The sequence below is a fragment of the Arthrobacter agilis genome, from assembly GCF_006494655.1.
GTDB classification, from domain to species: Bacteria; Actinomycetota; Actinomycetes; order Actinomycetales; family Micrococcaceae; genus Arthrobacter_D; species Arthrobacter_D agilis.
The window spans coordinates 143,450-162,274 of sequence record NZ_VHIM01000004.1 but is presented as its reverse complement, the minus strand read 5'-3'; the positions used below and the strand labels follow the sequence as shown (position 1 = coordinate 162,274).

Genomic DNA, 18,825 nt, shown 5'->3' with positions numbered 1-18,825 from the left:
GCCCGCCCCGGCGTCAGACGCCGGTGAGGCGGCGCGCGAGGTGCTCGACGGCGAGGCGGTAGCCGTCGATCCCGGCTCCCACGATCACGGCGTCGGCGACCCCGGAGATGTAGGAGTGGTGCCGGAAGTCCTCGCGGCGGTGGACGTTGCTGATGTGCACCTCGACGACGGGAAGGCCGACTCCGGCGAGGGCGTCCCGGATGGCGATCGACGTGTGCGTGAAGGCGCCGGCGTTGATCACGATGCCGTCGGACGTGGTCCTTGCGGCGTGGATGGCGTCGATCAGTTCACCCTCGTGGTTGGACTGCACCGCCGTCGTCGCGCAGCCGGCCGCCTGCGCGGTGTCGTCGGCGAGCCGGACGACGTCGTCGAGCGTCGCCGTCCCGTACACGGCCGGCTCCCGCGTGCCGAGCAGATTGAGGTTGGGACCGTTGACCACGAGGATGCTGGGGATGCGTACCGGCGTCATGCCCCCACTATGCCCCACGCGTGCCGGCGGCCGCCGGATCGGCGAGCCGTGAGCGCAACCCGACGGCGCCGAGTGCGCCCGCCAGGGTGATCAGGCTCATGGCGGCGAGGACGACGCCCGGGTGCCACCACGCTCCATCCGTCGCGATGCCGAACTGCTGGGTGATCGAGGGCGCGAATCCTGCGATGATCGCGGCGATGCTGTAGGCGAAGGAGAGCGCGGTGAACGCTGTCGCCGGCTTGAAGATGTCCGCCATGAGACCGCCGAGGGCCGCCCAGCTCGCGGTGGGCAGGATGCCGCCCAGGATGATCGCGGCGATGTACATCGGCTCGTCGGCGATGCTGATGACCCAGTACAGGGGGAACGCGATCAGCGCCGTCCCGAGCGCGCCGCCCGCGACCACCCTCGCGGATCCGATGCGCATCGCGAGATAGCCGAACGCCGGGATCGTGACGAGCTGGAGGATCGAGCCGATGAGCGCTGCGTTGAGGACGGTCGCTTCGGACAGGCCGAGCGTCTCCGTGCCGTAGGCCTGCGTGTAGGTGACCATCAGGAAGTAGGAGCCGATCCCGAGGACCGCGGACGCGATGGCGACGACGATGGCGACGGGCTGGGACTTCAGGACCTCGACGAACGGGATACGGGGCAGCTGGTGGCCCTGGCTCGCCTGCTTGAAGACAGGGGTCTCGTCGATGGCGAGGCGGAGGTAGATCGCGACGGCGAGGAAGGGGAAGGCGAGAAGGAACGGTATCCGCCAGCCCCAGGTGGTCATGATGTCGGGGGCGACGACGGCGAGCACCAGGAAGATGGCCGAGATGAGCATGGTGCCCACGGGTGAGCCGAGCTGGGGGATGGACGCGTAGAGCGCGCGCTTGCGCGGTTCGGCGTGCTCGGTCGCGATGAGGATGGAGCCTCCCCACTCACCGCCCAGGGACAGTCCCTGGATGAACCGCAGCGCCGTCAGGATGATGGGCGCCCAGATGCCGATGGCGTTGTAGTCCGGCAGCAGGCCCACGGTCCCCGTGGCGAGGCCCATCAGGGTGATGGTCCAGATCAGCGTGCGCTTCCGGCCGATCCGGTCGCCGAGGTGGCCGAAGAGGATGGCGCCGAGAGGTCGGGCGACGAATCCCATCGCGAAGACGAGGAAGGCCGAGAGCGTGCCGGCCACGGGATCCTGCCCGGTGAAGAAGACGACATTGAACACCAGTGCGGCGGCCGTGCCGAAGACGTAGAAGTCGTAGGACTCGAGGGCTGTTCCGACGAAGGAGGCACCGGCGACGCGGCGGGCCATGCGCGGATTCGTGACGGGGGGCTGCTGCACGGTAGTGGACACGGTGAAGATTGTCCTCCCGCACCGGCGGGCGGGCCACGTTTCAGGACGAACGTCACACTGGCGGGGAGACTGCCGCCGGATCAGGCCGGCAGCGGGCTGCGGAGATGTGCCCCGATGATCGCGCGTCCCGCCGTCACCAGCGACTCGGCCACGGCGGTCGGATCGGCCATGTAGCCATGCACCATGGCGCCGTCGCGCAGCATGATCAGCTGATCGGAGACGACGTCCGGCTCGTCCACCCCGAGGTCCCGCAGCAGGCCGACGACGACGCCGTGCAGCCAGACGCGGTACCTGGCGACGGCGCCGCGTACCGAATTGCCCTCGGCCGGGTACTCCGCGGCGGCGTTGATGAAAATGCAGCCGCGGAATCCCGGCCGGCACGCGGCGCTGCCGTTCGCTGCGGCGAGCCGCAGCAGGATGGTGCAGGCGTCGTGGCCGGCGGCGCGCTCCTTCTCGACGGCTTCCTGCAGCAGGTCCAGGTGCCGGTCGAGGTAGGCGACCACGAGGTGGTCCTTCGAAGGGAAGTGCCGGTAGAAGGTCACCTTGGTGGTGCCGGCGTCGGCGATGACGCGGTCGGCGCTGACCGAGCGGATGCTCGTGGTGTCGAACAGCGTGGTCGCCGAGGCGAGGATGCGATCGCGGACGGGTAGCTGAGCGGTCATCATGCTCCATTGTGGCGTCTCGAAAGGGGGCGGGGGAGATTTGGGGAAAGTAGAGTTACTAGTTAGTCTACTTGTGCATCGGGTGCCATCGAGGCAGCCGCGACGAAAGGATCGAGACCATGAGTGCTCTCTACACGGCAGTGGCCACCGCGACGGGCGACGGGCGTAACGGCGAGGCACGCACCGATGACGGGCAGCTCGTGGTCGATCTGGCCGTTCCGAAGGAGATGGGCGGTGCCGGCGGTGCAACGAATCCCGAGCAGCTCTTCGCCGTCGGCTACGCTGCCTGCTTCCACAGCGCGCTGAAGCTCGTGGCCGGTCGCAGCAAGGCGAAGATCAGCGACACCGCGGTCACGGCCGAGGTCAGCATCAACCCGGTCGACGGCGGCGCCTTCCAGCTCGCCGTCGCCCTGCACGCCGAGATCGGCGGCGTGGACCAGGAGACGGCGGACGCCCTCGTCGAGCAGGCGCACCAGGTGTGCCCCTACTCGAATGCGACCCGCGGCAACATCGAGGTCACGGTCGACGCCACGATCGGCTGAGCGCGCCAGGACACGCGGAAGGCCCCGGCACCTGCCGGGGCCTTCCGCGTCCCTGCCCTGCGCCCGTCCTGTCGGTTCCGGCTCGTGCGCGCTACTTCCGCAGGGACACGGCGATCTGCTGCATGATCGTCGGATCGGAGAGTGTGGTCGCGTCACCCACCTCGCGGCCCTCCGCGACGTCCTTGAGCAGCCGGCGCATGATCTTCCCGCTGCGGGTCTTCGGCAGTTCCGGGACCACCAGGATGTTCCGCGGCTTCGCGATGGGCCCGATCTCCTTGCCCACGTGGTTCCGGAGGGTCGTGACGATGTCGTCGTCGTCCTTCGCCGACCCGCGGAGGATCACGAAGGCGACCACGGCCTCGCCCGTCGTCTCGTCGCTCGCACCCACGACGGCGGCTTCGGCGACCGACGGGTGGCTGACGAGGGCCGATTCGATCTCGGTGGTCGAGAGGCGGTGACCCGAGATGTTCATGACATCGTCCACCCGCCCGAGCAGCCAGATATCGCCGTCGCTGTCCTTCTTGGCGCCGTCGCCCGCGAAATACATGGCGTCGAAACGGGACCAGTACGTGTCCTTGAAACGCTGGGGATCCCCCCAGATGCCACGCAGCATGGCAGGCCACGGCTCGCGGATGACGAGGTACCCGCCCGAGCCGTTCGGGACGGACGCACCCATCTCGTCGACGACGTCGATCGCGATGCCGGGGACGGCGACCTGGGCCGAGCCGGGTTTCGTCGCCGTCACGCCGGGCATGGGAGCGATCATGTGGGCACCTGTCTCCGTCTGCCACCAGGTGTCGACGATCGGAGCGTTGCCTCCACCGATCACGTCGCGGTACCACATCCACGCTTCGGGATTGATGGGTTCACCGACGGACCCGAGCACCCGGATGGAGGAGAGGTCGTACTTCCGGGGGATGTCCCGGCCCCACTTCATGAAGGTCCGGATGGCCGTCGGCGCCGTGTACAGGATGGAGACCCTGTACTTCTCGACGAGCTCCCACCAGCGGCCCTGGTGCGGGGTGTCCGGTGTCCCCTCGTACATGAGTTGTGTGGCGCCGTTGACGAGCGGTGCGTACGCGACGTAGCTGTGGCCCGTCACCCACCCGATGTCCGCGGTGCACCAGAACACGTCCGTCTCGGGCCGCAGGTCGAAGGTGTTCCGGTGCGTGAAGGCGGTCTGCGTCAGGTAGCCACCGGTCGTGTGGAGGATGCCCTTCGGCTTACCCGTCGTCCCGGAGGTGTAGAGGATGAACAGGGGATGCTCGGCGTCGTGGGCCACGGCCGTATGCTCGTCCGACGCGCCGTCGACGACGTCGTGCCACCAGAGGTCACGTCCCTCGGTCCACTCCACGGGTTCGTTGTTGCGGCGGACGACCACCACGTTGGTCACCGTGTGCCCCTCCTTCTCGAGGGCGCCGTCCACCGCCGGCTTGAGGGCGCTCGGCTTGCCGCGGCGGTACGTGCCGTCCGAGGTCACCACGAGCTTGGCCTCGGCGTCGTCGATCCGGCTGCGGAGCGCATCAGCCGAGAAGCCGCCGAAGACCACCGAGTGCACCGCGCCGATCCGCGCGCAGGCGAGCATCGTGACGACGGCTTCCGGGATCATGGGCAGGTAGACCGCAACGCGATCGCCCTTCTGCACGCCCAACGACTCGAAGGCGTTGGCCGCCTTCTTGACCTCCTGGGTGAGCTCCGCGTAGGTGATGGTTCGGGTGTCGCCGGGTTCGCCCTCGAAGTGGATGGCCACGCGGCCGCCGAGGCCTGCTTCGACATGGCGGTCGAGCGCGTTGTAGGCGGCATTGACCGTCCCGCCGACGAACCACCTGGCGAACGGTGCGTCCGTCCAGTCGAGGGTCTGGGTGAAGTCCGTCTCCCAGGTGAGCAGCTCGCGCGCCTGGTGGGCCCAGAACTCGGAGCCCTGCTCGCGCGCCTCGTCGTAGAGGGACGGCTGGGCTACGGCGTGCGCGGCGAATTCCTCGCTGGGCGGGAAACGGCGCTCCTCGTGCAGCAGGTTCTCGAAGGCATCGCCCTGGCGATCGGCGCTCGTGTTGTACCCCTTTGTGACGTGTCCGATGACAGATTCGATGGAGCGATCCGGCGGTGCTGTGAGGAATCGCCGCACCCCGGTGTGCTCCACGGGAACACTACCGACTTCTTCCGCCCCGCGTGTGCCGGGCGTCACACGCGGTTAGCCGAGCTGCCGCGATTGTGCGGTGAGCGGCGCTCCGGCGGGGGCCCCGATTGGTGGAGAAGGACCGGGGCGGTGGCTAGGGTGGAAGCAGGTACTCAGTGTCCGCGGGCCTTTCCCGTGTCGGACGACCAGCGCTACGAACGGGAGAACGCCATGACCGAAGCATCCGAGGGGCAGCGAGCCGCTGGGGAGAGCGATCTCGGCGGGCCGAGTCACGCCGCCGTGGGGCCGTTCACGCTTCGGGAAACAGTCTTCGGAGGAGGGGTGGCCCTCGTCTTCATCGGAACTCTGCTTCCGTTCCTCGATGGCATGGTGCGTTACGTGAATTTCTGGAACAGTGAGCCGCTGTTCTTCATCGGCATCGGCATCCTGCTGCCGGTCATTGCGCTTGCGCTCCTTGCAGGTCGCCGCCTGGGCTCGGACGGACTCCGGGTGGGCTCCCTGTCCGTCGACCAGTTCGCTTCGGTCGCGGCGGTCCTCGCCACCACCTTCTTCTTCCTGAGCACGGTCACCGCGTTCCACGCAGGGCCGCTGGTAGCCCTGCTCGGTGCGCTCGCCATGCTGGCCACCACCGTCGTCGGGCCCTTCCTGCCGGTGTTCAGGAACGATTTCGCGGAGCGCCCCGAGGTCGTCGCGCATGCAGCGGCGCGGCCCATCACCACTGCGCGCCCCCGTCCGTCGGCATCCACGTCGTCCCCGAAGGACGAGCAGCACCCTGGCGAGGCGTTCGGCAGCACTCGGGACGCGGACGACAGCGGCGCGACGGACGGCACCGGCACGGCTGCAGGCAAGCTCGGATCGGGTCTGCGTGCACGTATCGGAGCGATGACCGGGCGGGGTTCCACCGCGGACGATTCACCATCGGCCTCCGCGGACTATTCCGAACCCGGTATCAATCCGGCCGCTGCTGCCGTGCGGCAGAACGGAGCAGGGCTCTACGGTGCGGGTGGAGCGGGTGCAGTCGGTGCAGGGCCGGCGGCGTCCGGGCAGTCCGGGCTCGAACGCCGGGCTGCAGAGTCCCTCGGGGACGCCGAGTCCCCGAGCGATGGCATTGATGCGCAGGGCCCGGACCGCGAGCAGCACGCGTCGGAGAGCGGATCGCACGCTGTCGGCCCGGATGCATCCAGCGAGAGGAATGAACAGACGGGGGACGAGGACCAGGGGTCCCCCGACGGCGTGGACGCGACGAGGGCGCAGGACGTCGTCCGCGATGACCCTGCTGCCACGCGGGAGACGGACGCCGTTTCCGGGAAGAACCGCCAGGAGCCCATCACGGCGACCCGGTCCGCCGACGAGGAGCCGGTCGTCGAGGCCTTCTGGTTCGCGGTCGGGTCCCCGCGTCCGGTCTTCGACGAGGACACCGGCCGCCAGGTCTTCGTCCTGCAGCCCGGTGATTGGGAAGTGGGCATCGAGGATCGCGGCCACGACTTCCTGGTACAGGACAAGCGCACGGGGGCCGTCGGGATACTCCGGGATCTTCGCAACATCGAGCGCGCTCCGCGCGACTGACCACCGAGCCGGCCGGTTCCCGGCCGGCTCGGCCGACGTCCGATCGTTTCCGCTGGAAGGAGATCCACCGTGGCAGGCAGGAAAGCGAAGATCGAGGAGGAGGCGCCCGTCGCCCTGAAGCGACGCGCTCGCAGGATCAATCGCATCCTCGCGGAGACCTATCCCTACGCTGTGGCCGAACTCGACTTCCACAACGCGTTCGAGTTGCTGGTGGCCACCGTCCTGTCCGCGCAGACGACCGACGTGCGCGTGAACCTCACGACACCGGCGCTGTTCGCGCGGTATCCGGACGCGCGTGCCCTGGCCGAGGCGGATGAGTCGGAACTCCAGGAGATCATCCGGCCCACTGGCTTCTACCGGGCGAAGGCGAACAGTCTGCTCTCGCTCTCGCGACGTCTTGTCGACGAGTTCGACGGCGAAGTACCCGGGCGACTGAACGATCTGGTGACCCTCCCCGGTGTGGGCCGCAAGACGGCCAATGTGGTGCTCGGGAACGCGTTCGATGTGCCCGGTATCACCGTGGACACACATTTCGGCCGGCTGGCCCGCCGCTTCCGCTGGACCACATCCGACGATCCGGTGAAGGTGGAGCTCGACGTCGGCGTCCTCTTCGACCGGAAGGACTGGACGGCGCTGTCCCATCACGTGGTCTTCCATGGGCGTCGGATCTGCCACGCCAAGAAGCCGGCCTGCGGCGTGTGCCCTGTCGCCGCGCTCTGCCCTGCCTATGGAGAGGGCGAGGTGGACCCGATCAAGGCGGCGAAGCTGCTCAAATACGAACTGGCACCTGGCCGTGGAGAACTGCTCGAGCTCATGCGGTCCGGGAAGAGTCGCGCCGAGTTGCGTGCTGCGGGCCACGGTCTGGGTGCCTGAGCACCCGCGCCCTTCGACCGGTGCGGGGCAAGGACCGCGCCTCGATGGTGCGGCCGACGGTTCCGGCCCTGGAGCCGGGACCGGGCCCGGAACGCTCCGCGACCACGTGGCCGCCTGGGTCCGGGCGACGGCCGCGTCGGGGACGGGGCTCCTGCGCCGCGACGGATGGCAACTCGCTGCGCTCGATCCGCTGACGAGTCGACGGGCGGCGGTGCTCATCCTGTTCGGCGACGCCCCGAGCGGGGCCGGTGCAGGACGGGGCGGCGCCGATCCGAGCCGTTCGGGCCCGGCGGACGCCCTGCACGGCCTGGACCTTCTGTTCGTGATGCGGTCGGCCGGACTGTCGAACCATCCCGGACAGGTCGCGTTTCCCGGTGGCGCCACCGATGCCGGTGATGTGGACGAGGGGGCGGCCGCATTGCGGGAGGCGCAGGAGGAGACCGGCCTCGATCCCTCGGGCGTCGAGATCCTGGGACTGCTTCCCGAGGTCGGTCTGCCGATCAGCAACTTCATGGTCACCCCGGTGCTCGGCTGGTGGGCTCGTCAGTCACCGGTCCGGGTCATGGACAGGGGCGAGTCCGAGCACGTGTTCCGGTGCTCCGTCGACGCCCTCCTGGACGCGGCCAACCGGAGGACGGCCGTGCTCCACCGTGAAGGCTTCGTCAGTCGGACACCGGCGTTCCTGACGCCCCACGTCGTCATCTGGGGCTTCACGGCGATGCTGCTGGACGCGGTCTTCGAGGGTCTCGGCTGGACGCTCCCGTGGGACGAGTCGATGGAGATACCCGCACCGCTGTGAGCCTGCCCGGGCCGGTCGGCGAGGGGCGTCGCGTATGCGGACACAACGGTCTGCTCCGGGTGTGACGGGCGGGCTCCTGTTACTTCGCGTCTGCGTACGAGGTGACGGAGACGACCGAGATCGCGAACTCCAACGGGATGTCGCCGAAGATCAGGCGCGTCGCGGCCCGTGCTGCGTCCTCCAGGATCGTCTCGGCCTGCGCAGCCAGGGGTGCCGGCACATGCAGGACCACTTCATCATGGAGGAAGAACGCGATGCGGCTCCGGGGGCTCGGGATGTCGCTTGCGGCAAGACGCCGTCGGATCTCTGCCAGCCAGCAGAGGGCCCACTCGGCAGCGGACGCCTGCACCACGAAGTTCCGCGTGAAGCGCCCCCGCGCGCGGGCCGCGCCGTCCGCCCGCCGCTGCTCCTCCGCCGTCGTCGTACGCTGTTTCTGCCGCCATGCCTCGGACGCGGGCGGGCATCCGCGCCCGAGATGGCTGGAGACGCCGTCGCCCGCCTCACCGGCTCTCGCGGCGACCTCGACGACGGCGATGGCGTCGGGGTACGAGCGGGTCAGCTGCGGCATCAGGCGCCCCGACTCACCACTGGTTGCGCCGTACATGGCGCCGAGCATGGCCAGCTTGGCCTTGGCCCGGTCACCACCGAAACCCTGGTCGGCGATGCCCTGGTAGAGGTCCCGGCCCCTGGCGGCCGCGGCCAGGGCGGAATCGCGGCCGAGCGCGGCCAGGACCCTCGGTTCGAGCTGGGCGGCATCCGCCACGACGAAGACGTGGCCCTCGTCCGCACGCACGGCGTCGCGCACCTGTCGCGGGATCTGGAGCGCGCCGCCACCGCGCGATGCCCACCGACCGGACACCACACCGCCCACCACGTACTCCGGCCTGAACCGTCCGTCGTGGATCCACGTATCGAGCCAGGTCCAGCCGTTCGCCGTCAGCAGGCGGGACAGCTTCTTGTAGGCCAGAAGCGGCCCGACAGCCGGGTGCTGCTGTTGCTCGAGCTCCCAGGACCGGGTGGTCTTCACCTCGATGCCTGCGCGGTGCAGGGCCCGCAACACGTCCTGGGGCGAGTCAGGGTTCAGCCCCGGGTTGCCCAGTGCAGCGCGGAGTTCCGCTGCGAGCCGCTCCATCGCTGCCGGACGGCCACCCTCGGGCGGGCGGGGCCCGAGCATCGACTCCAGCAGTTCCTCATGGACATCCCTGCGCCACGGCAGTCCTTCATGCTCCATCTCCCCGGCGATCAGGGCGCCCGCCGACTCCGCCGCGATGAGGAGGTTCAACCGCCGTGGGTCCCTGGAGTGCTCGACGGCGTCCATCTGCAGGCGGAACTCCTCGACGACGTCGTCCAGGAACGGTCCTACCTGTGCGCGCGGCTCCTCGAACAGCGAGTGCTGGTTCGGGGGAGGTGGTGGCGGAAGCAGGGTCCGGGGCGGTTCGACGCCGTCGGCCGACTGCGCGCCCGAGCGCAACCGGTCGATGTAGGGCGAGGACCGGCACGACGGCGTGGAGGCCAGGATCGCCCTGCTCAGGCCCAGGTCCCAGCAGCGATCCACCGTCACACCGGCCGCGAGGAGCTCGGGATACCAGCTCCTGGTACCCGCCCAGATCCAGCGCGGTCGTCCGGTCTCTGCCTCGGCGACGGCGGCCGACAGCGCCGACCTCGCCAGCACAGCCGCTTCACCACGGGCCGTGCCGTCGGCGTCGAGGCGCTGGAGCGCCACTCGGGCGCCGCCGGCGTGGCGTCCCGGCGACGGCGGCGCCACAGCGATGTACATGGACACATTGTCGGCGGTGGCGGTGCCATTCCTGCAATCGGCGGGTTGTCCACATAGGGTGCCGGAGACCTGCCACGCCGCAGGACCGGAGGCCAGGCTTGCAGCATGACCCAGAAGACCTGGCTACCGGACGACACGCGGCGGCTCGCGGTGCTCGCCGGCGGATCGGAGTACATCCAGGACCAGGTGGCGCGCTCGTGCGCTGCAGCCGGTGTCAGGCCGGTTTTCGTTCCCGGGATGGGCGAAGCGCTTGCACTGAACCCGACAGTCCTACTCGTCACCGCCGATCAGGCGGTCGAGCGCCTGCCCGGCGCGCACGACGTCGTGGTCGTGGCATCGGCGGACGATGAGGCGAGGGCGTGGGGGACCGCCGTGCACTTCTCCTCGTCCCGGGTCGTCGTCCTGCCGCAGGGTGGTGGCTGGCTCGCCGAGTATCTCGGGGGACGGATGACGACGACGGCCCGCGGCACGCTCATCGGGTTCGTCGGTGCGGTGGGTGGATGCGGTATCAGTTCGCTGGCCTTCTGGTGTGCACTGGGGCTGACAGCGGGAGGGACGGCGACCCTGCTCGTCGACGGCCCTTCCGCAGGAGGGGGCCTGGATCTCGCGCTCGGCACGGAGGAGCTCCCCGGGGTGAGATGGCACGACCTCACCGATGTCCGCGGTTCCCTGAACTCGGAGCATCTCCGGTCGGCGCTCCCGGCTGCGGGTCGGCTGTCCCTCCTGTCGCACGGCGCCCCGGGGGTTCCAGCGGGGCAGGGTGAGGCGTCTGCGTCCGTGGAAGCCGTCCTCGAGGCCGCGCGAGGAGCCTTCCCCATGACGCTCGTCGACCTCGGGTGCGGCATGGCTGCGCGCCCATGGGCAGGGTTGTGCGACGGTCTGGTCCTCCTGGTCCCCTCCCGCCAGCGAGGGGTCGCTGCCGCCGAGGTGTTCGTCGAGGAGCATTCCCTCCTCCCTGTCGCCGTCGTCCTGCGAGGTCCCGTGGCCGACGGCCTGGACGCCTGGCGGGTGGCGGAACTGATCGGTCGCCCCGAACCGCTCGCCCACCTGCCCTTCGTGCGGGACGCGGCGTCCGTCGAGGCACGGGGTGGGATGCTCGACGCCGGCATTCCCCGACGGGCGCGCAAAGCCGTCGCAGCCGTGACGCGCACCATCGAGCAGTTCCGATGACGGGGATGAGCGTGCCGGGCTCGCGGACGCGTCGCCAGCGGCGGGCCGCGCAGGGTGGCGCGACCCCTGCGGAGCACGGCGGGGCCACCGTCTCGGCAACGCCCCACCCCGGAGTGGAGTCGATGGTGGACGCCGTCCGTCGGGCGGTGCTCTCGGCGGACGTCAGGGTGGGTGGCGCTGCCTTTGCCGAGGCTGTGGGCTCGAGCGGCCGATTCCTCGGCTCCGAGGGGGTGCTGACCGAACTCGATCGTGTCCGCGCCGAACTCAAGGGGCTCGGGCCCCTCGAGCATCTGCTCCTCGACCCATCCGTCACGGACATCCTGGTGAACGGTCCGGGCGATGTCTGGGTGGACGGTGCGCATGGCCTTCGCCGGACCGGCCGGGTCTTCGGCACCGACGAGGACGTCCGGGCCCTCGCGGTCCGGCTGGTCGCCGCGGGAGGCAGGCGGCTCGATGACGGGTGTCCTGCCGTGGACGTCCAGCTCGACGGCTTCAGGGTCCATGCCGTCCTTCCGCCCGTCTCGACGGGGGGAACACTGCTGTCGATCCGGATCCGACGCCGACAGGTCTTCACCCTGGAGGAGCTGGTGGACGCCGGTGGCGTCGAGCCCACTGCCGCGTTGGCACTCACCCTGATGATCAGGAAACGGCTCAACTTCCTCATCAGCGGCGCCACGGGTACGGGCAAGACGACGATGCTCTCCACGCTGCTCGGGCTCGCCGCACCCCATGAGCGGATCGTCCTGGTCGAGGACGCGGCGGAGCTCGCACCGGCCCACCCGCACACCGTCGGTCTGCAGGCCCGGCACGGGAATCTCGAGGGCGCGGGCGTGTTCGATCTGGGGGAACTCGTCAGGCAGGCGCTGAGGATGAGGCCCGATCGACTCGTGGTCGGTGAGTGCAGGGGCTCCGAGATCCGCGATCTGCTGTCGGCCATGAACACGGGCCACGACGGTGGAGGGGCGACGATCCATGCGAATTCCGCCGACGCCGTGCCCGCCAGGCTGAGCGCCCTGGCGGCTCTCGCGGGCCTCACACCGGAAGCACTCGTTCTTCAGGCGCCAGTGCCGTCGACGTCGTCGTCCACCTGACGCGTGATCCTCGCGGTCGGCGCGTGGAGAGCCTGAATCTGCTGCATGTGGAGCGGGGGACGGCGCTGGTCGTCACGCCGGTCCTGTCCTCCCTCGGGCAGGGGTGCGAGCGCGGAGCGGGCTGGGCGGAGTTCGCACACGCCGTGGGATGGTCGGATGGCGATCTGCAGACCGTGGCCCACGCAGCCACTCCGGCCGAGCGGACACCAGGAGCACGCACGATCGCGTCGACACCCGATCCGGTGTCCGGCTGATGACCGGCCTGATCGTGGCACTGCTGCTCGGCGCCGCCGTCGTCACAATCTTGAGTCACGGGGGTACGGAGCCACGTGGCGGACCGCGGGGTGGTCATGAACGTGCGGTCCGCCGTACCCATCCGCAGGACCTCCCCATGGGCCTGGGCCGCCTGCGTATCCGTCTCCGCCGACAGGTCCTCGACGTTCACGACATGCCTCTGTTCATCCACCAGTTGGCGGGGCTCCTTCGCGCGGGGCGGCCCCCGCATCTCCTCTGGTCGGACATGGAGCGGGTGTACTCCGAAACCCCGACCGTCTTCGCCCGGACCGCGCTGCCCGTCATCGCGACGGCGCGTCGGGCGGCCGACCTCGGGCTGAATGTCCCGGACGCCCTGCGGGCCGCCAGCGGGCGTGCAACCGGACAGGCCCGTGCACCTGTGAATGCGGACCGGGCGATCGGGTTGTGGGTCGATCTCGCCGGGTGCCTCGTCGTCGCCGAGCGGAGCGGCGTCCCGCTCGCCGCGATCCTCGAACGCTATGCAACGCACCTGGAGGCAGGTCTCGACAGTGCTGCCGCGCGTGAGACGGTCCTCGCCGGGCCCCGTGCAACCGTCGTGCTGCTGGCGTGGCTCCCGGTGATCGGCCTGGTGCTCGGGTTCGCGCTCGGTGTCGATCCCGTCCAGGTCCTTCTCGGTTCACCACTGGGCCTGCTGACTCTCGGCGCCGGTACCGTGCTGATGGTCGTCGCGCGACTCTGGTCCGGGCGCCTGGTGCAGCGGGCTGTCGAGCCATCCTGATGGCGGGCATCACGGTGTTCGCGCTCCTGTTCCTCGGATTCGTCGTGCTCTCCGTCTCGAGGAGGCAGGGTGCACGCGAACGGGCAGGACCAGCCGTCCCCTCGCGACCAGGCCTCACGGACGGACCGCTCATCCTCGATCTGCTCGGATCGATGCTCACGGCAGGGGCCTCGGTGGAGCACGGTCTCTCGGTGGTGGCAGAGGCGTGCGACCTGTCCGTCGGTCCAGCCCTTCAGAGGGTGCGAGCGGCCCGGCTGCTCGGCGCCACCTGGGAGGCGGCCTGGGACGTCGGCACACCGGGTGCGACGGCCATCGTGGCCGGGACGGGCAGGCGCAGACCCGGCCACGCACAGCAGCTGGATGGCGCTGCGCGAGCGCGTACCGTCGAGGACATCAGACAGGGCCTCCGCTTCGCCACCTCGACGGGAGCACCGTCGGCCGCCCTGCTGCACGCCCATGCTGCCCAGATGCGGCGCCGACTCAACCGGGAGACGGACAAACGGGCGGCGACCCTCGGAGTCCACCTCGTGCTGCCGCTCGGACTGTGCTCTCTCCCCGCCTTCATCTGCCTGGGCGTGGTACCCGTCGTTCTGGGACTCCTGCCGGATCTCTAGGGCCGCCTCGACTCGCCAACCGTTGGGGTGGCACTTATCCACTTAGCCCGCACCGGCGGCCACCGGGCGCCGCCCACTCGCGAGAGTTGACCGTGCGGCGACCGTCGCACACACGACGTGGAGCATCTGCCACGTCACGGACGAAGGAGGAGTCATGGCAGCGCAGTCATACGTAGGCAGGGAAGCCGGTCAGGGGCGACCAGCGGCTGACGTCGGTGCGGACGTCGAGGTCCCGCGATCGGGGCGCGGCACCCGTCCCGACCGGTCCGTCCCGGCGCCGTCGTCAGCCGTCTCGACCCCGGCCGTCCGGCCCGGGGAAACACCCTTCTGCCGGGACGGGTCGGTGCCGGCGATACAAGCCGTGTGCGACGGCGAGCCCCGTCTGCCCGTGGGGAGACAGGCGGAGATCGACGTCGACCGAGCAGCGCGCCGGTCCGCGGCGCGGCGGCGTCGATCCAACGATCGGGTGCTCCGGAGTCGCCTGATCGTCCTGCCCGACCGTGAGGCGGGGATGGCGACGGCCGAGTACGCGATCGCCACCCTCGCGGCCGTCGGGTTCGCCGCCTTGCTCGTGGCAGTCCTGTCGAGCGGTGAGATCAAGGGCCTGCTGATGTCCCTGATCACCTCGGCCCTGAACTTCGGCTGATGGGCAGCCACCAGGGCGGGCTGATCGACCACACCGCGAGCCGGGTGGGCCACGTGCCCTCGCCGCGGTCGGACACCGGAGCCCTCGGAGCCATCGGAGACAGCGGAGCCGCCGGCCGGCAGGACGGCTCCCGGTCCCGGTCCACCAGGTGGCCCGTCCGTCGTGGCGGACCATCCGGTCAGGGTTCCGTGTCCGACCGCGGGTCCGTCACCGCCGAGGTGGCCGTCGTCCTCCCCGCCCTGGTGGTTCTCGTCGCCCTCATCCTCGGGATGGCGCAGGTAGGCGTCGTGCAGTTGCGGATCGAGGAGGCGGCGCGGGCCGGAGCCCGGGAGGTCATGCGGGGTGAGAGCAGCACGACCGTCCAGCAGACGGTTCGGAGGCTTGCCGGGCGGGACGCGGTGACGAGCACGTCGTCCGACGGCGGGTGGACGACCGTGGTGGTGCGGGCACGCGTCACAGGGCCCGTCGTCGGAATCTTCGGTGTCGAGCTCGTCGCCTCCGCGGCGGGCCGGGAGGAGAGTGATGGGTGACGCGAGGTGGGGCGAGTCGCGTGCGGGGGATTCCTGGAGCGAGAGGGGAGCGGGGACCGCCCTCATGACCGGGATAGCGCTGCTCGCGCTGATCCTGGTGGCGGTGGCGGGTGTCTTCGTCCTCGCAGCATCGGCGGCGTCGAAGGCTGCGACGGCGGCCGATCTGGCCGCGCTGGCCGCCGCCGACTCCGCGAGGGGCCTGGCACCCGGCCAACCCTGCGAGATCGCCGGGACCGTCGCCGCGCAGCATGGCGCGCGGGTGGAGCAGTGCCTCGTGGAGGACCCGGCAACCGGGACGGTCCTGATCCGGGTGACCGTCGACGGACCGGGATTGCTGCCGCGCGCCGCGGGTGCTGCCCGGGCAGGCGCACCGCCGTAGGTGGTGCCGGGGTCCCGGGTGGACCGTTCGGAGATGGTGCCGACAGGGTTACCGGGCCGACGGTGCGGTATCGGGGAGGGGGTACGGGCCGACGTCCACCGGGTCAGCAGCTGGAGGAGCGGCGCCCGCAGCCTGCTGCAGGATGAGCGAGAGCACCGCCACGGCCCCGCCTTTGCTCAGCGGGTTGTTGCGGTTCCCGCACTTCGGGGACTGGACGCACGAGGGGCATCCGGACTCGCATTCGCAGGACTCGATGGCATCGCGGGTCGCGGACAACCAGGTGCGAGCGGCCTGGAACCCGCGCTCCGCGAACCCGGCGCCGCCCGGATGCCCGTCGTACACGAAGATCGTGGGCTGGCCGGTATCGGCGTGCAGGGCCGTGGACACACCGCCGATGTCCCAGCGATCGCTCGACGCGACCAGGGGTAACAGTCCGATGGCTGCGTGCTCGGCAGCATGCAGGGCACCGGGGAGTTCCTCGGCCGAGATGCCCTCGGCCTCGAGCAGCGCCGGGCTGATCTCGAACCACACCGCTTTCGTGAACAGATCCCGAGCCTCCAGATTCAAGGGCTCCTCGCCGAGGATCTCGTTGGAGGAGAAGGCCTTCCGCTGGAAGGAGACCACCTGGGTCGTGACCTTCACATCGCCGAAACTGGCGAGCACCCCACCCCACAGCGCGCTGATATCGCGGTCGATGACCTCGATCTGGGTGACGTCACGCGCCTGCGTGTAGTAGTCGGGGTGTGCTCTCGAGACGATCGCACAGTGGTCCTGCTCGTCGAGGTCCTGGACCACGTAGGTGCGGCCCTGGTGCACGTACACGGCGCCCGGGTGGGCCTGGTAGTGGCTCTGGGGCGAGTCCATCGTCCCGAGCAGGGCACCCGAGTCGGCGTCGACGATGTTGATCGGGCCACCGCCGTCCGCCCTCAGGTTGACCATGGCCGCGGCGCTCTGAGGGTGCGTCCAGAACCAGCCCGCGGGTCGCCGACGGAGGAATCCCTGCTCGCACAGCGTCCCCAGGAGGGTATGCGCGGTCGGCCCGAACAGATCGAGGTCCTCGTCCGTGATGGGTAGTTCGGCAGCTGCTGCGCAGAGGTGCGGGCCGAGCACGTAGGGGTTCGACGGATCGAAGACCGTGGCCTCCACGGCGAGGTCGAAGACTGCCTCCGGATGATGGACCAGGTAGGTGTCGAGCGGATCGTCGCTCGCGACGAACGCTGCGATCGCGTCCTGTCCGGAGCGCCCGGCCCGTCCGATCTGCTGCATGAGGGATGCGCGTGTGCCGGGCCAACCGGCTACCAGCACCGCATCGAGACCGGAGATGTCGATGCCGAGTTCGAGGGCGGAGGTGCTGGCGACGCCGAGAAGTTCCCCACTGCGCAGCGCCGACTCCAGCGCTCGCCTCTCCTCCGGCAGGTAGCCGGATCGGTAGGCGGCGACGCGGTGGGGCAGGCTCGGGTGGACGTCCTCGAGCATCCGTCGCGATGTCTGGGCGATACTCTCGGCCCCGCGCCTGGACTTGATGAAGGCGATCGTCCTCACCTGTGACGAGACGAGGTTCGCGAGCAGATCCGACGTCTCCGCGATGACGGTCCGTCGGGTGGCGGCCCCGTTCTCACCCCTCATCCCGGTGAGCTGCGGCTCCCAGAAGGCGACCGTCGTCGAACCGTGCGGGGAGGCGTCGCGGTCCACCGCTCGCACAGGGGCCCCGATGAGTTTGCCGAAGGAAGCCGCCGGTTCGGACGACGTGGCCGAGGCGCCGATGAAGACGGGATGCGCACCGTAGCTCGCGCAGATCCGGCGCAGGCGTCGGAGCAGGTTGGCGACGTGCGACCCGAAGACGCCCCGGTAACTGTGTGCCTCGTCGATGACGACGTACTTGAGCCGCCGGAAGAACCTCGCCCACCAGGTGTGGTTCGGCAGGATCCCGTAGTGGAGCATGTCGGGATTGGCGAGGACGAGGTTGGCGTGGTCCCGGATCCAGCGGCGTGCGCCCGATTCGGTGTCGCCGTCGTACGTCTCGGCGCGCACCGTCGGAAGCCCCAGGGCGTTGACGGCCGAGAGCTGGTCCGCGGCGAGGGCCTTGGTCGGTGCGAGGTACAGGGCCACGGAGCCGCTCGGCGCGAGCGTCGACCGGTCGGCGAGTTCACTGCGGTGGATCTCGTCGAGCACGGGCAGCTGGTAGCACAGGGATTTCCCGGAGGCCGTTCCCGTCGCGACGATCGTGTGTGCCCCGTCATGGGCGGCGGTCGCGCCCTCCACCTGGTGGCGCCACGGCTCGTGGACGCCGCGTCCGGTGAACGCTTCGACGACGTCGGGATGGACCCAGTCGGGCCAGGGAGCATGATCGGCCTGACGGGCAGGGATCTCCCGGACATGGAGGAGCTGCTCGGGGTCCGGTCCGCCCCCGAGCAGGGGGATCAGGGAGTCGCGCGCAGCCACGCCGCCATTCTCGCACCGGCACGGGGCACGGACGGGCAGGGAGCGCCCTTATCCTCTGACGACGAACACGTCGGCGACGTGCTGCCACCCGAGGTACTCGTAGAGCGCACGCCCGTCGGCCGATGCCATCAGCAGGCCGGCGGTCACGTCGTCCTCGAGGACGCCCGCCGTGAGGGCTCGCATCAGGAAGCTCCCCAGACCACGACGTCGGAAGTCCTCCTCCGTGACGATGCGGTCGTAGACCGCGTGCTCGCCGACCACGGAGACGGAACCGCGGGCAGCCACGGCGTCCCCGGCATGGACCGTGACGCGACGGCAGCAGCCGTCCTTGTCCCGGGAGAGCGTGAACTCGTCACCCGGAGGCCGCGGGTCCTCGACGTCCTGACCGTGCATGTCGACCTTCATGAGGGACTGCTGGCGGTCGGTGACCCGCAGCCCGAGCGCCTCCGCCTCGTCGATCAGGTCCTGCATCCTGTTGGTCACGACGGTCAGCACGCGCTGCGGGTCCTGCTGCGTCTCGGCTGCCAGTTCCCTGAACCGTTCCGTCGGGGGCTCGAACAGGAAATGCTCGGTCCGGCCCTCCTCGTCGGTCAGCAGGACGGAGGTGCTCCGTCCGTCCCGCTGCGGCTCATAACCCCGACACGCCGACCATCCCGAGATCCAGGTCTGGAGGAGGTCATCGTCTGCATGTGCGCCCATGTGCTGAACCATAGTTCTCGGGGCCGATCGATGACATAGGCGGCCGCGAAGGTGACCTATTTG

At 70.0% G+C, this 18,825-nt stretch carries 19 protein-coding genes; 12 read left to right on the top strand and 7 right to left on the bottom strand.

Annotated features, from left to right (window positions below):
- Positions 1-13: 13 nt before the first annotated feature.
- The 3 genes from aroQ to FJV46_RS07685 form a co-directional block, all read right to left on the bottom strand.
- Positions 14-469 (bottom strand): type II 3-dehydroquinate dehydratase, encoded by a 456-nt coding sequence (gene aroQ, locus FJV46_RS07695; protein WP_087028321.1) that lies wholly within the window; start codon positions 467-469, stop codon positions 14-16.
- A 7-nt stretch (positions 470-476) separates the two neighbouring features.
- Positions 477-1,802, bottom strand: a complete 1,326-nt coding sequence (locus FJV46_RS07690; protein ID WP_232008491.1) for an MFS transporter — start codon at positions 1,800-1,802, stop codon at positions 477-479.
- 80 nt (positions 1,803-1,882) lie between these two features.
- A complete protein-coding gene (locus tag FJV46_RS07685; RefSeq protein WP_197715696.1) occupies positions 1,883-2,467 on the bottom strand; it encodes a TetR/AcrR family transcriptional regulator in 585 nt (194 codons plus the stop codon).
- A 116-nt stretch (positions 2,468-2,583) separates the two neighbouring features.
- Between FJV46_RS07685 and FJV46_RS07680 the strand changes: the two genes are divergently transcribed.
- The gene (locus FJV46_RS07680) at positions 2,584-3,006 is read left to right on the top strand and encodes an organic hydroperoxide resistance protein (RefSeq protein ID WP_087028317.1); all 423 of its coding nucleotides are present in this window, start codon (positions 2,584-2,586) and stop codon (positions 3,004-3,006) included.
- Between the two features lie 91 nt (positions 3,007-3,097).
- On the opposite strand, the gene acs is transcribed toward FJV46_RS07680, so the two are convergent.
- Positions 3,098-5,095, bottom strand: coding sequence for an acetate--CoA ligase (gene acs, locus FJV46_RS07675; RefSeq protein ID WP_239961523.1), 1,998 nt, complete (start codon positions 5,093-5,095; stop codon positions 3,098-3,100).
- A 258-nt stretch (positions 5,096-5,353) separates the two neighbouring features.
- On the opposite strand from acs, the gene FJV46_RS07670 reads away from it, so the two are divergent.
- From FJV46_RS07670 to FJV46_RS07660, 3 genes are all read left to right on the top strand, one after another.
- Positions 5,354-6,709, top strand: a complete 1,356-nt coding sequence (locus FJV46_RS07670; protein ID WP_126130640.1) for a hypothetical protein — start codon at positions 5,354-5,356, stop codon at positions 6,707-6,709.
- Positions 6,710-6,778: 69 nt separating this feature from the next.
- Positions 6,779-7,582, top strand: a complete 804-nt coding sequence (nth, locus tag FJV46_RS07665; RefSeq protein WP_087028313.1) for an endonuclease III — start codon at positions 6,779-6,781, stop codon at positions 7,580-7,582.
- A gap of 106 nt (positions 7,583-7,688) precedes the next feature.
- Positions 7,689-8,381 (top strand): NUDIX hydrolase, encoded by a 693-nt coding sequence (locus FJV46_RS07660; protein WP_170212728.1) that lies wholly within the window; start codon positions 7,689-7,691, stop codon positions 8,379-8,381.
- 79 nt (positions 8,382-8,460) lie between these two features.
- Here FJV46_RS07660 and FJV46_RS07655 read toward each other — a convergent pair whose 3' ends face one another.
- Positions 8,461-10,158, bottom strand: a complete 1,698-nt coding sequence (locus FJV46_RS07655) for a bifunctional 3'-5' exonuclease/DNA polymerase (protein WP_087028311.1) — start codon at positions 10,156-10,158, stop codon at positions 8,461-8,463.
- A 105-nt stretch (positions 10,159-10,263) separates the two neighbouring features.
- On the opposite strand from FJV46_RS07655, the gene ssd reads away from it, so the two are divergent.
- The 8 genes from ssd (at position 10,264) to FJV46_RS07620 (ending at position 15,621) form a co-directional block, all read left to right on the top strand.
- Positions 10,264-11,328: a septum site-determining protein Ssd gene (ssd, locus tag FJV46_RS07650; RefSeq protein WP_087028309.1), complete on the top strand. Its 1,065-nt coding sequence runs from the start codon at positions 10,264-10,266 to the stop codon at positions 11,326-11,328.
- Positions 11,325-12,419, top strand: a complete 1,095-nt coding sequence (locus FJV46_RS07645; RefSeq protein ID WP_306298278.1) for a TadA family conjugal transfer-associated ATPase — start codon at positions 11,325-11,327, stop codon at positions 12,417-12,419. The genes ssd and FJV46_RS07645 overlap by 4 nt, the downstream gene beginning before the upstream one ends.
- A 23-nt stretch (positions 12,420-12,442) precedes the next feature.
- Entirely contained in the window at positions 12,443-12,673 is a 231-nt protein-coding gene (locus FJV46_RS15575; RefSeq protein ID WP_232008733.1) for a hypothetical protein, read from the top strand.
- A 194-nt stretch (positions 12,674-12,867) separates the two neighbouring features.
- Positions 12,868-13,452, top strand: coding sequence for a type II secretion system F family protein (locus tag FJV46_RS07640; protein ID WP_158250138.1), 585 nt, complete (start codon positions 12,868-12,870; stop codon positions 13,450-13,452).
- Entirely contained in the window at positions 13,452-14,066 is a 615-nt protein-coding gene (locus FJV46_RS07635; protein WP_087028305.1) for a type II secretion system F family protein, read from the top strand. The genes FJV46_RS07640 and FJV46_RS07635 overlap by 1 nt, the downstream gene beginning before the upstream one ends.
- Positions 14,067-14,220: 154 nt before the next feature.
- On the top strand, positions 14,221-14,712 hold the full coding sequence (locus FJV46_RS15570) for a DUF4244 domain-containing protein (protein ID WP_232008488.1): 492 nt from the start codon (positions 14,221-14,223) through the stop codon (positions 14,710-14,712).
- On the top strand, positions 14,712-15,242 hold the full coding sequence (locus FJV46_RS07625; RefSeq protein ID WP_087028303.1) for a TadE family type IV pilus minor pilin: 531 nt from the start codon (positions 14,712-14,714) through the stop codon (positions 15,240-15,242). Before FJV46_RS15570 ends, FJV46_RS07625 begins: the two co-directional genes overlap by 1 nt.
- Positions 15,235-15,621, top strand: coding sequence for an Rv3654c family TadE-like protein (locus FJV46_RS07620; RefSeq protein ID WP_087028301.1), 387 nt, complete (start codon positions 15,235-15,237; stop codon positions 15,619-15,621). The genes FJV46_RS07625 and FJV46_RS07620 overlap by 8 nt, the downstream gene beginning before the upstream one ends.
- A gap of 48 nt (positions 15,622-15,669) precedes the next feature.
- Here FJV46_RS07620 and FJV46_RS07615 read toward each other — a convergent pair whose 3' ends face one another.
- Positions 15,670-18,063, bottom strand: a complete 2,394-nt coding sequence (locus FJV46_RS07615; RefSeq protein WP_087028299.1) for a DEAD/DEAH box helicase — start codon at positions 18,061-18,063, stop codon at positions 15,670-15,672.
- A gap of 48 nt (positions 18,064-18,111) precedes the next feature.
- Positions 18,112-18,762 (bottom strand): GNAT family N-acetyltransferase, encoded by a 651-nt coding sequence (locus FJV46_RS07610; RefSeq protein WP_158250137.1) that lies wholly within the window; start codon positions 18,760-18,762, stop codon positions 18,112-18,114.
- Positions 18,763-18,825: the final 63 nt, after the last annotated feature.

Excerpts from the sequence above, each read along its gene's own strand:
- FJV46_RS15570 (WP_232008488.1), top strand. The coding sequence starts at position 14,221 with ATGGCAGCGCAGTCATACGTAGGCAGGGAAGCCGGTCAGGGGCGACCA.
- FJV46_RS07610 (WP_158250137.1), bottom strand. The coding sequence starts at position 18,762 with ATGGGCGCACATGCAGACGATGACCTCCTCCAGACCTGGATCTCGGGA.
- FJV46_RS07655 (WP_087028311.1), bottom strand. The coding sequence starts at position 10,158 with ATGTACATCGCTGTGGCGCCGCCGTCGCCGGGACGCCACGCCGGCGGC.
- FJV46_RS07620 (WP_087028301.1), top strand. The coding sequence starts at position 15,235 with ATGGGTGACGCGAGGTGGGGCGAGTCGCGTGCGGGGGATTCCTGGAGC.
- FJV46_RS07680 (WP_087028317.1), top strand. The coding sequence starts at position 2,584 with ATGAGTGCTCTCTACACGGCAGTGGCCACCGCGACGGGCGACGGGCGT.
- FJV46_RS07625 (WP_087028303.1), top strand. The coding sequence starts at position 14,712 with ATGGGCAGCCACCAGGGCGGGCTGATCGACCACACCGCGAGCCGGGTG.
- ssd (WP_087028309.1), top strand. The coding sequence starts at position 10,264 with ATGACCCAGAAGACCTGGCTACCGGACGACACGCGGCGGCTCGCGGTG.
- FJV46_RS07640 (WP_158250138.1), top strand. The coding sequence starts at position 12,868 with ATGCCTCTGTTCATCCACCAGTTGGCGGGGCTCCTTCGCGCGGGGCGG.
- FJV46_RS07645 (WP_306298278.1), top strand. The coding sequence starts at position 11,325 with ATGACGGGGATGAGCGTGCCGGGCTCGCGGACGCGTCGCCAGCGGCGG.
- FJV46_RS07635 (WP_087028305.1), top strand. The coding sequence starts at position 13,452 with ATGGCGGGCATCACGGTGTTCGCGCTCCTGTTCCTCGGATTCGTCGTG.
- FJV46_RS07685 (WP_197715696.1), bottom strand. The coding sequence starts at position 2,467 with ATGATGACCGCTCAGCTACCCGTCCGCGATCGCATCCTCGCCTCGGCG.
- FJV46_RS07670 (WP_126130640.1), top strand. The coding sequence starts at position 5,354 with ATGACCGAAGCATCCGAGGGGCAGCGAGCCGCTGGGGAGAGCGATCTC.
- aroQ (WP_087028321.1), bottom strand. The coding sequence starts at position 469 with ATGACGCCGGTACGCATCCCCAGCATCCTCGTGGTCAACGGTCCCAAC.